We start from the raw sequence: 11943 nt of genomic DNA, 5'->3' as shown, positions 1-11943 counted from the left end.
GAAGCGAATGGATTTGCTCAAACGAATATGTGCTGACCTATGATGGGTAACGCTATAGAGCTATTACCTATCGATTTAAGTTAGCATTTTAGATTCCTGCTAATAGCAATTTAAATTAACTGTGATTTTGGTGTCTTATTTTTATTGTTCATCTTCTGAGTTTAAGTTTTGAATCTATATAAAAATCAAAAATTTAACAAATTTTAAGTGTTAATTAAAAAGCCAGCTATTGATAAGCATCCAGGCACGTTGAGATCAGGTTAAAGCTAACTCTGCTATTTCAATGAGAAAATGTTAATCAGATATAGGGTTGGTCATCCTCTACTTGATTTATTCTTCCTCTCTCAACATTCTCTAGAATGCATCGGTCTAAAGTTATTTGTGGCGTTTACGCTGCTTTGGTACATCCTTGTTCCACGTAAAAGCAATAATTACATCTACTAGATGAGTAACTATCTATTGTTCAATTTAGCCACGAATCTATTTGCCAAAGTATAAACCGAGGAGGGGTTCGCTCCGGTCATCAACTCCCTATCTTCAATAACTTGTGACATCGAAGGTACACGTAAGTTATTAACTTTAAGGCCAGCCTCTTTTGCCTTCTCTGCAACATAATACTCTAGGCGGCTACCTTTTAGGTAAAGGAAGTTTTCAAGGATTAGTTCTTCTGACTTGTTGCCCAGTGTGATGTTATATCCTTTGTAAATAAAGCTGTTCTTTTGCTCTTCTGTTGGGGGAGTAAATGGATCATAAGTACCTTCCATTGCTGTCAACAATACTATTGGAGCATGACAAATAATAGCGGTTGGTTTTTTTTCCTCATGAAAATAGGTTAGAATATTCCCTAACTCTTTATTAAACAGTAGATCGGTTTTTGGAGCATGACCTCCTGGAATATATATCCCATCATATTTTTTTAAGTGTTTTGATTGTGCGAGTGATTCGAGTGAAAGCAAGGGCTTTTCAGTAATTTGCTGTTGCTCCATTTTATATTCAATATCATCTAGAAAGGCAGATACTTCGTCATTGGCATAGCGATTAGTGAATTTGAGTCTACCAAAATACTTCATAGCTGTAGTAATATCTTTTGAGCGCTCTTCCTGGGCTTTGGCCTTAGGGTATAAACTGTATTGGGGCCAGTTCGATACTACTGACGCTTTATAGAAATACATTTGCAGGCCATAACCGTCAATTACCGGAGTTTTTCCTTTTGGTGTGGCAATATCAACTTCATATCCATTGTCTTCCAGTTGTCTCAGGGTTTCAGATAATTCACTGACAAAATAACCAGATTCGACTACCCCACCGTTTTTTAAGATCAGCTGGTCAGCTGCAGAAACGACAACAAGTACCTTTCCATTGTTGGCATATACATTAAAGCTAAGAAATATTGCCATACAGAGACATACAATTTTTTTCAAAATAAAACCTTTTTTATTGCTAGTAAAGTGATGAATGTTATTTTCTACCGTGTGATTTCAATGAGTTATCGCATCCACCAGTAGTACCAATTGGAAAAAATGAACTATAGTACTTAGTACCAAGTGAGCCCATAGCCTGTGAATTGTCAAGGCCAGTCTGCTTGGCTATCGATCATAAAAAATCGAGAATGCGCGAGATTTTTCAATCTCTTTGATATTTCACGGATCTTTTAAAGAATTTGTCTCACCAAGCATTCTTTTCTTAAACTAATCCCTTATAAGCGCCCACTCAATCGTATACATGTAAAGGCGGTGCTGTCTGTGATGTTTAAACCGGATGAGATCGGATTTTATCTGAACTCATCCGGTTTATTTGTTTGGAGGAATTTTGGATCTCACCCAAAATTATGATCTTCTGTTCTCTTGTGTGAACTACCCGTACTTCCGCTCGTGTTTGGTCTGATGCGCTCCAAATAGTCTTTGTATAACTCTAATTTCTTATTATTGTAACATCCAGGGACGCAGGTTCTTTGCTTTCTTTACCTGCATGATCAACTGCGATTATTTTATAGTGGTAGCTTTTGCCTTGCTCTATTTTAGAATCTTGATATGACAGCTCTCGAGTCTTCAAGATCAACTCATCATCACGAAACAATTTGTAATGAAGCACACCACCATTTTTGATAGTTTCATTCCAAGACAAATGTAGTTGCTTGTCGATCATTCTATACTTAAAGCCGCTAACCTTAGCGGGTTGCGGATGAACTTCGTCCCTGGGGGCATGGGCGCAGGGCACAATATCTCTACCTAAACCGTCAGTACACTGATCAACGCTTTTATGTGTTTTTCCTGAAGCATTCCAACTTTTGGAGATTCCTCCAGAGCACATATTATCAGCGCAAAAAGGGTAGTCATAATTGAGGCAAGTTCTACAGTTATCGAATCCAAAATTATCTACAAAAGGCATCTCAGATTTATTGACTGCGGGATAATAATTGCAAACTGTGACATGCGCACCATCGTTATAGGCTGGATTATCAACGCCAATGATACTATCGCACTCAGCTACCGCACATCCGACATAGCGAGTTTCTCCATAGCATACTTGAGCCCAGTGCCCACAAGTCTCATCGTGACATTGCCCGTCCTCCCAATTATACGCATAACTTTCATCGTACCAGGCCTGAACAGCTCCAGCCCATTGCTCGCTACCATACTGAGATGCTGGAGGGTTCGTAAAATGAATTGCTACATTTTCGCCAATTTCCACATAACCAGAAGGCAGTACAAAAGAAACTTCATCCTTCACTTTATCAAAAGACTTCCTAATACCTGTAGATTCACCTAAATGGCCATAATAACAGGCCGACGCCCTCTCTTTTGCCATCTTAGCTAAAGCATCATCCCAAAAAAGGGTTTGCATATTTCCGGCACTTTCTGGACCGCGTCCTTCGCCAGATTGCCCACTGGCACACCGCTGTCGAAAATGATTGTGTTTGTCGAGCATTATCCGCTTTTGTTTCAGAGACAGCTCAAAAGAGCCAGCCCCATTTGTATCTGCGTTTACTACCGAAAATGTAACGGATAGTTGAGCGCCATTTGTTAACCGAAAACTGACAGTATCAGTTACAGACTCACCTTCTTTTAGGTTATTCGCATTGCCATTGAGGATATACTCCCAATCCCCATTACCGACGATCTTAAAATCACCGTAACTACCAGCTATATTGTTCTGAGAAAAACTCGGCGTATTACCATCTACATCTTGTAAGGTCAAAGTGCCATTAGCACTTTCCCTACTTTCTAGAACCAAAGTGGCTAGTGGGGATTCGGGTTCAAAAGTATAGGCATCGTCTGCACCTGTTATTTCGATCACTATCGTAGCGACGTAATCATCTCCGGTTCCCACAGCAACTTTGAATTCATCAGTGACAAGTTCACTAGCGCTGAGAGGATCAGACAAATTGTTATCCAAATTATAATTCCAGCTGCCATCGGAGAGAACGTGCAAGCGACCGTATTTACCCCACTCAAGAATTTCTTGAAAGGTTCTATTTTGGTCCGCAGTGTCAACTAGTCGGCCAGAAGTGGATACGACATTATCCTCGCTAACACTACCTTCTCCGCCACTAATTTTTCCTGGAGCGTTCGGATCGGGATTAGTACCAGTGTCGGTACCTGTACCTGTGCCTGTGCCTGTGCCTGTACCTGTGCCTGTGCCAGTGTCATTATTAGTGGTCCCAGGATTATTGTTTTTGTCATCACCGGAACCGCCTCCACCACCTCCACAGGCAGTTAGGAAAACGGATAAAAAAATTGCCAGTAGCAGCTTAGACGGATCATTCATATTAGTCTCTGCGGGTTCAATGTTGCTTGGGTCAAAAAATTTTAATTATATGCGCAACTTTCTTATATTTTGTGAACTTGGTTGTACATTATTGTTTCCATATTGAGCTTTAATAATTTCCAATTTGTGAACAATGAACACCCGGATCTCTATTTTCTATAAAAGGTTGTTGTTTTTATAAGCGGGTAAACATTGAATATACCCAGCTTCCCTTACCTATGTGTTTACAAAATGTACGATTGATTTGATTGAATTTCTAAGCAATGTGTAATGGGAGACTTAATCTGGCCACTTTACTTTGAGTGATACTGCGGCGCTCACTGAAAATCGGGCAAAATAGTAATCAATACCAAGAAGACTAAATTCGACCCAGAGCCCAGGCAGGAAGTAGTGCAGCTGATCATTGACCAGGATTACTCAGTGAAAGGGGGTATGTGAATCCATGGGTATTATCAAATCTATGACAGAGTCACGGGGGGAGATCTGTGCAGAACGAATAGGTCAGTATCTAGAGGTGACAACATGGTAAGCTGGGAAAATGGATAGGAGCTGATGTATTTGAGTTGTCAGTACGACAGTTCAAAAGGTATTTGGCATACATAGCCATCCTTAGGGTCACAGTAAGGCTAGTTATAAATCATAATGGAAGATAGGGAGGGCTAGATAACTTAGTAACACCCTGTAGAATTAGGATTGTTGCTACAACTACAACTACAACTACAACTACAACTACAACTACAACTACAACTACAGCCGCAGTACCGAGACCTTTAAAGAGCGCAAAACTGAAGAAGGCCCCATTGTGCCAGTTGTAAATTGATAGGAATAATGTGACGACTTTAAGAGTCCAGAAATAATTAAACCTAGGCTTAAAGCCATTCCTCTGCGGTGCATTATTAGTTATTACCGGGGATCAACTTCTGTACATATTAAAAACAAGATTTTGGCTGGGATTCATAATTAATACTCCTGTTCTGTCGTAAGTAGAATAGCTGCCTTCACGATAAATAATGTTGTTTCCCTTTTTTTACAATTTCAGGATCAATATTTATGTAAAAGCCATATTTACAGGCGTTGTTATAAATATTTAGTTCTCCTTGCTCACCTTTCCTCCTGCCGATGTATTCTTTTACTGGGGTTCTGTTTCGAGAGTCGTAGATTTCCTGCTGTTTTCTGGTCCTTGGGTTAAAGTTATCAGGGGTGTTATTAAAGAATGCACGCCCTTATCTAATTTTTCTGCGATATCTTCCGATAACGGATAAACCCTAATTCCCACTTTGTTCCGAACCGGGCCGAAACCCCAAGATTTCTTTTCTTTTTAAGATACAGGTCGTACTTTTAATGCATAAGGAACAAAGCTTAACCTGAGGGTATCCTCATGATTCCTGAAATTTGTGAAAGGGATTGTGATATTTACAGAAATCAAGAGCATAAAATCTGAGGAATAATTGAGTTAAGGTAAAAACAACCCCTAATACTATCAATGAAATTACGAAAAGCTGAAAAGCGAACTCGAAGAGAACTATTTGATTCCTAATGTTCACGTCACTGGGTAAGCCGCGTAGCGATTTACCCAGTGACGCGCTTGTTATGTAGCCTAATTAATTCGAATAACGGTACCTTTCAGATACTGGCCAATACCATTTGCTTCCCACAAGAGCAAAGCATTGCCGCCATTTGCGCACGCAAATGGACTTGCTTGAGATTTAGCGGATGAAATAGAGCCTGGATAGCCAATAAATGGCATAGGTTTGAATTCAACCACACCCAGTTCATCGAAGTCTTTTTTAGGTGGTGTTGTGTAAACAGCGATCTCACAATCCGGACTCAATGCATGATGAGATACATCGCCGGTTTTAGTGAATGTACTACTACATGATGCAATAAAAACGGTAATTGCTGGGACTAATAATTTGTTCATAGACTCTCCTTGTAGAATAGTTAGGGTTTAACTCGGCGTTTCATGTGCGTAACGTTCGGCGTACAGGCGAACGACACATAGATTGGTCAGTGCAGCCCGCATTTTTTTGGACCATTCTGTCGTTACTGGCTAAATATTGGGCACTACTCTGAAACTGGATTGCGCACCACAAAATTTGCATTGTTCTTTTCTATATTTTCATTGTTGGGTAAGAAATGTTCATTATTCCACTCCCGTCATCTCGCTCATTGCCGCGAAACACTTATTTAGAAATAGTAGTTTCGTAAAGCTTTAGCAGCTTGTTCCTGGTTCTATGTGAGCATTCATAAATTCTCCTAAAGATATAAGACCTTTAACCGCGTATTTAAAATCGGCCACTCTATATCCATTTTCATATATCCCAGCCCCGCCCGCTGGAGTCTGGTGAATGAGTCCTGAAAATTCTGCGTCCCTGGTTTAATGGGTACAAAATTTAGGGTATAGATATAAGAAGCGGCTTATGTGTCTTGTTGTTTCCTGGCTCATGATCTTATTGGGAAAATATTAAAAGTCAACGAGTAGGCAATCTTGGGGCTGGTTATCCCGGTGGATATGTGAAGGTGCTTTTGATCTCTGAGATACCTAGCGAACAGTGCCACAGTGCCAATATTTTTTAATCACTGCTGCCCATACAAGATTTACTTTTACTCGTTTGGTTGAATAGGGTGGGGCTATTACGGGGAAGGGCGGTTTTATGGAGTGAGTACGATTTTGCAGTAAAAAAAGCGGGCTTTGCCCGCTCTTTCAACTCTTAAGGTCTACTGTCCCAAACTAAACAGTTGTGTATTACCACCAGTGGCAACCGTATTAATCGTTTTGGTTTTCTCGGTGGCGAAGCGGAACAGGTAGTGGGGACCACCGGCTTTGAAACCGGTGCCAGAGAGGCCCTGGCCGCCGAAGGGGTTTACGCCCACTACTGCGCCCACCATATCTCGGTTTACGTAGTAGTTGCCCACGTTTACGCGTTTGAATATTGCGTCTGCGCGGCCTTCAATACGGGAGTGCAGGCCGAAGGTGAGACCGTAGCCGGTGGCGTTGATACGGCGGATCACGTCTTCCAGTTCTTCGGCTTTAAAGCGCACTACGTGCAGGAATGGGCCGAAGACCTCGCGTTTGAGCAGGGAGAAATCTTCAATCTCCACCACCTGTGGTCCGAAGAAAGTCCCTATGTTGGGCATTTTGTCTTCATCGAAGGCAAACAGTGGCTTGGCCTCACTGGCCATGCGTTCGCGGTGCGCTTCCAACAGGTCCAGGGCCTTTTCGTCGATCACCGGGCCGATATCGGTTTCCAGCTTGCTGGGATCGCCCAGGTTTAATTCTTCGCAGGCGCCCTGCAGCATATTGAGCAGGTTGTCGGCGATCACATCCTGTACACACAGGATGCGCAGTGCGGAGCAGCGCTGACCGGCACTTAAGAAGGCGGATTGAATGACATCGTCCACCACCTGCTCGGGCAGGGCGGTGGAGTCTACGATCATCACATTCTGACCGCCGGTCTCGGCGATTAGCGGCACGATTGGCCCTTCTTTGGCGGCCAGTTGCTGGTTGATTAGACGTGCCGTTTCGGTGGAGCCGGTAAAGGCCACGCCGCCCAGGCGAGGATCTTCGATCAGCAGTTTGCCCACGGCGGCGCCGGTGCCGGTAATCAGGTGCAATACCTTGGGCGGGACGCCGGCATCGAGCATGATGCGCACGGCGTGGGCGGCGATAATCGGGGTTTGCTCGGCGGGTTTGGCCAGCACCGCATTGCCGGCAGCGAGGGCGGCAACGACTTGGCCGGTAAAGATGGCCAGGGGGAAGTTCCAGGGGCTGATGGCGACAAATACACCGCGGCCACCCAGGAATAACTGGTTCTTTTCGCCGGTGGGGCCGGGCAGTTCGGTGGCTTCGCTGAAGTGTTGGCGCGCGGCGTTGGCGTAGTAGCGGCAGAAATCTACGGCTTCGCGCACTTCGCTGATGCCATCGTTGAGAGTGCGGCCGGCTTCGAGGCAGATGATCGCAGTCAGTTCGTTGATTTTCTTTTCGTAAAAATCGGCGATGCGATCGAGAATCACGGCGCGGCTGTTGCCGCCCTGGCGATCCCAGTCGATCTGCGCTTCGGTGGCTGAGGCATAGGCTCGCTCGATCAAGTGTTTGTCGGTGTTGGCGGTATGGCCGATCACTGCACCGGTGGCCGGGTTGTAAACCGGCTCTTCGGCCTTGCCCATGACACCGTCGACAATGGGACCACCGAGGAAGTGTTTGCCCTGTTGTTTTTGCAGTTCTTCCAGCATTGGTTCAACGGCCAGTGGGTCGGTCAGCTCAATGCCGTGCGAGTTTTTCCGTGGCAGGGCTTCTGCGCCCATATAAATACTCTCCGGTACAGGAATTTGTGGGTGGCGGAAGGGATTACAGGCCTCACTCAATTCGAGGGTGTCCTGCACCAGCGCTTCAATGGGTGTGTCCTCATCCATAAAACGGTTTACGAAGGAGCTGTTGGCGCCGTTCTCCAACAGGCGTCGCACCAAGTAGGGCAGCAGGTCGCGGTGGGCGCCCACCGGGGCGTAAACCCGCACGGGCACACGCTTGCCGTGTACGGCTTCGATCTGTGCGTAGAGCAGGTGGCCCATCCCGTGCAGGCGCTGGAATTCAAAATTAGTGCGCTCGCCGGCCATTTCCAGAATCTGACCCACGGTGTAGGCATTGTGGGTGGCGAACTGGGGGTAGATCGCTTCCTCCGCATCGAGCAGCTTCTTCGCACATACCTGGTAGGAGAGGTCGGTGTGACATTTGCGTGTGTACACCGGGTAATCGCTGAGGCCCATCTGCTGGGCATGCTTGATTTCGCTATCCCAATAGGCGCCCTTGACCAGGCGTACCATCAGTTTGCGGCCGGTGTCGCGGCCTAGGGCAACCAGCCAGTCGGCCACATGGGGAGCGCGTTTTTGATAGGCCTGTAATACAAAACCGAGGCCCTGCCAATCTTTCAGTTCGGGATCGCGGGCTAGGGCTTCGAAAATATCCAGGGAGATATCCAGGCGCTCCGCTTCTTCCGCATCGATATTCAAGCCCATGTCGTATTTGGCAGCGGCGGCACACAGACGTTTTACTTGGGGTAGCAGCTCGCCCATCACACGCTCGCGCTGCAGCACGCTGTAGCGTGGGTGCAGGGCCGAGAGCTTGATGGATATGCCGTTGGCCTCGACCACATCGCGCTTGGTGTTGTGTTTACCGATGGCTTCGATGGCCATCATGTAAGCATCAAAATAGCGCTCGGCATCGGTCATGGTGCGTGCGCCTTCGCCAAGCATGTCGAAGGAGAAGCGGGTGCCAGGCAGATTTTCTTTGGGGCCGCGTTTAAGCGCTTCCTCAATCGTTCGGCCCAAAACGTACTGGCCGCCCATAATTTTCATTGCCTGCATCATGGAGGTGCGCACCATGGGCTCGCCGATGCGGCTGATCAGGCGTCTCATCCAATGGGAGGGGCGCTCGGTAATATCCGGGTCTAGCTCAACCACGCTGCCAGTGAGCATCAAGCCCCAGGTGGAGGCGTTCACGAACAGGGAATCCGACTGGCCACGATGGCTGGACCAGTTGCCGGAATGCACTTTCTCGGCGATCAGTTTGTCGGCAGTATCAGCATCCGGAACCCGGAGGAGAGATTCCGCCAGACACATGAGAGCCACCCCTTCCTTATTGGAGAGGCCAAACTGTTGTAGGAAGGCATCGAGCGTGCCGCGCTTACTGCGCTGCTGCCGCGAGTGGCGTACCAGCTCGCGCGAGGTGCTCAAAATTTTCTTGCGCAGGGCGTCGCTGGGGCGGGGGGCGGCCAGGAGCTCATTAACGCACTGGTTTTCGTCGGCGTGCAGATACTTGTGTGCTCGTTCTCGGGCACTTTGTAGGTCTCCGGCGAAGTTTGTCGACATATCGTCTCCCAAGCTCTATATCTAGGGTCAGAATAAAAGACCGGATTATGTGCGAAAGTGCTTAGAATTAATCGCCATTTTGGCGACTGTTGTGGTTAAATATCACGCCTAAATGCGTGATTGCCAGTAGGGTATTTTGTAATGTCTCGACAGTTGGAAGATCTAGATCGTATCGATCGCCAAATACTGCGAATCCTGCAACGACATGGCCGCCTGCCGAATGTGGAGTTGGCACGCCGTGTAAATCTCAGTCCCACCCCCTGCCTAGAGCGGGTGAAGCGCCTCGAACGCGAGGGCTTTATCCGCGACTATGTGGCGCTGCTGGACCCACTCAAGGTTCATGCCGGCTTGGTGGTCTATATTCAGGTGACGCTAAACAACACTGCTACCGAGGCCCTGGAGGCCTTCAACCAGCATGTGGCGGGCCTGGAAGAGGTGCAGGAATGTCATATGGTGGCCGGCGGCTTTGACTATCTTGTGAAAATTCGCATCAAGGATATGCTCGGTTATCGCCGGTTTCTCGGTGAGAAACTGGCTTCGGTGCCGGGGGTGCGCGAAACCCATACCTATGTGGTGATGGAGGAAGTGAAAACCGACACCGCCGTGGCGGTGCCCGATCCGGAACCCAAGAGCAAAGTCACCCGGCGATAAGCCCGGCATTCGATCGGTCAGGGATGGCCGAAACGCTCACCACTTGGCAGATAATAAACAGACAAGGTTGCCGGGGCGGAGGAAGAATGACTGTTCCATTTGTGCCATTTCCGGCACAGGCTCGGTCCGAGCCACACACTTAAGTGACTTCTCTACACCGTGATCTTTGCCATTGATTGCAGATTTTGTCGAGGAAAACGGCGAATTGGCAATCATTGTTGGTCTGGATTTTATTATCCTCGACATAATTTGTGAGCGGCGCCCTGTGCCGCCTGATCCAACCGCGATAACTATAAAGTAGGTACTGTATGGATTTCTCACTGAGCGAAGAGCAGCAGATGATTGAGGATGCGGCGCGACAATTTGCCGAGAGCGAATTGAAGCCCATAGCCGCAGAACTCGATAAAACCGGTAACCGCGAGTTGATGCTGGCAAAATTGAAAGAGCTGGCTGAACTCGGTTTTATGGGGATCAATATAGATCCCAATTACGGCGGCACCGGTGCCGGCACTGTGGCATTCAGCCTGGCTATAACTGAGCTCGCTCGAGGCTGCGCCTCCACTGCAACCACCACCTCCGTCACCAATATGGTGGCTGAGGTAATTCAGGCCGTGGGTAATGAAGAGCAGCGGCAAAAATACCTTCCCAAAATCTGTAGCGGAGAATATGCGGCTGGCTCGTTCTGTTTGACCGAGCCGGGCTCCGGTTCCGATGCTGCCGCCATGCGCACCCGCGCGGTAAAGGATGGTGACGACTACCTGCTGAATGGCAGCAAGTTATTTATCAGCAGTGCCGAATTTGCCGGTATTTTTGTGGTTTGGGCGGTAACGGACCCCGAAGCGGCCAAGGGCAAAGGGATTACCTGTTTTCTGGTGGAGGCGGGTACACCGGGCCTGATTATCGGCAAGGCGGAAGAGAAAATGGGGCAGAAGGCCTCAGTCACCAACGAGGTCTCTTTTGATAACTGCCGCGTTCCCGCCGGCAATATGCTGGGTGAGGAAAATCGCGGCTTCCGTATAGCTGCCGGCGAATTGGCCGGAGGACGCATCGGTATAGGCTCCCTGGCTCTGGGTATTGGTCTCGAGGCGCTGGATTGTGCCCGTAGCTATATGCATGAGCGCGAGCAGTTCGGTAAAAAACTGGCACAGTTCCAGGGGTTGCAGTGGCAGCTTGCCGATAAGTACACCGAGATGGAAGGCGCTCGCTTGATGTTGTTGCAGGCTGCCTGGCAAAAAGATGCCGGTATGGCTTTTGGCCCCGCGGCTTCTATGGGAAAACTGTTTGCCAGTGAAAAAGCCAATGAAGCTTGCTATCTGGCTCTGCAGATTCACGGTGGGGTGGGTTATACCCGTGAGTATCCTTTGGAGCGCATGAGTCGCGATGTGCGTATCACCACCATCTATGAGGGCACCAGTGAAATTCAGCGTCTGATTATTGCGCGGCATTTACTCGATGTGCGTTGATCCCACACTTTAAAGAGCCTGTTCATGGGTAAGGCGGCACCCACAGAGCGCTGTGCTGGTGGTGAGCCGATTGAAATTCAACCGCTCTAGTACATGGTCCCGCTTACGTTGCGGGACCATTCTGAGTACTATCCCATAATCAACCAATCCCGCGCCCAACTAGGCGCTGACATCAGTCTTCTTGTTATCAGCGTTC

The 11943-nt window shown here is 47.7% G+C and carries 6 protein-coding genes; 2 read left to right on the top strand and 4 right to left on the bottom strand.

The features are described 5' to 3' along the window. Positions 1-452: 452 nt before the first annotated feature. From ACCI51_RS09720 to putA, 4 genes are all read right to left on the bottom strand, one after another. Positions 453-1421 carry a DJ-1/PfpI family protein gene (locus ACCI51_RS09720; RefSeq protein ID WP_371843424.1) on the bottom strand — a complete coding sequence of 323 codons (969 nt, stop codon included), beginning with the start codon at positions 1419-1421 and terminating at the stop codon, positions 453-455. Between the two features lie 490 nt (positions 1422-1911). Further along, a complete protein-coding gene (locus tag ACCI51_RS09715) occupies positions 1912-3768 on the bottom strand; it encodes a VCBS domain-containing protein (RefSeq protein WP_371843423.1) in 1857 nt (618 codons plus the stop codon). Between the two features lie 1597 nt (positions 3769-5365). Next, complete coding sequence (locus ACCI51_RS09710) at positions 5366-5689, bottom strand: hypothetical protein (RefSeq protein WP_371843422.1); 324 nt, start codon at positions 5687-5689, stop codon at positions 5366-5368. 797 nt (positions 5690-6486) lie between these two features. Continuing rightward, positions 6487-9633 (bottom strand): bifunctional proline dehydrogenase/L-glutamate gamma-semialdehyde dehydrogenase PutA, encoded by a 3147-nt coding sequence (putA, locus tag ACCI51_RS09705; protein ID WP_371843421.1) that lies wholly within the window; start codon positions 9631-9633, stop codon positions 6487-6489. Positions 9634-9774: 141 nt separating this feature from the next. Between putA and ACCI51_RS09700 the strand changes: the two genes are divergently transcribed. After that, the gene (locus ACCI51_RS09700; RefSeq protein ID WP_299587597.1) at positions 9775-10284 is read left to right on the top strand and encodes an Lrp/AsnC ligand binding domain-containing protein; all 510 of its coding nucleotides are present in this window, start codon (positions 9775-9777) and stop codon (positions 10282-10284) included. A 308-nt stretch (positions 10285-10592) separates the two neighbouring features. Next, positions 10593-11747 (top strand): acyl-CoA dehydrogenase family protein, encoded by a 1155-nt coding sequence (locus ACCI51_RS09695; protein WP_299587599.1) that lies wholly within the window; start codon positions 10593-10595, stop codon positions 11745-11747. The last annotated feature ends 196 nt before the right edge of the window (positions 11748-11943 follow it).

Origin of the sequence: Microbulbifer echini (genome assembly GCF_041447225.1) — a bacterium.
Taxonomy (GTDB): domain Bacteria; phylum Pseudomonadota; class Gammaproteobacteria; order Pseudomonadales; family Cellvibrionaceae; genus Microbulbifer; species Microbulbifer echini.
The sequence above is the reverse complement of the archived record's forward strand: the minus strand, read 5'-3'. Positions and strand labels throughout refer to the sequence as shown.

Bases quoted from the DNA above. Each gene is read 5' to 3' on its own strand.
- ACCI51_RS09715 (WP_371843423.1), bottom strand. From the start codon at position 3,768: ATGAATGATCCGTCTAAGCTGCTACTGGCAATTTTTTTATCCGTTTTC.
- ACCI51_RS09710 (WP_371843422.1), bottom strand. From the start codon at position 5,689: ATGAACAAATTATTAGTCCCAGCAATTACCGTTTTTATTGCATCATGT.
- putA (WP_371843421.1), bottom strand. From the start codon at position 9,633: ATGTCGACAAACTTCGCCGGAGACCTACAAAGTGCCCGAGAACGAGCA.
- ACCI51_RS09700 (WP_299587597.1), top strand. From the start codon at position 9,775: ATGTCTCGACAGTTGGAAGATCTAGATCGTATCGATCGCCAAATACTG.
- ACCI51_RS09695 (WP_299587599.1), top strand. From the start codon at position 10,593: ATGGATTTCTCACTGAGCGAAGAGCAGCAGATGATTGAGGATGCGGCG.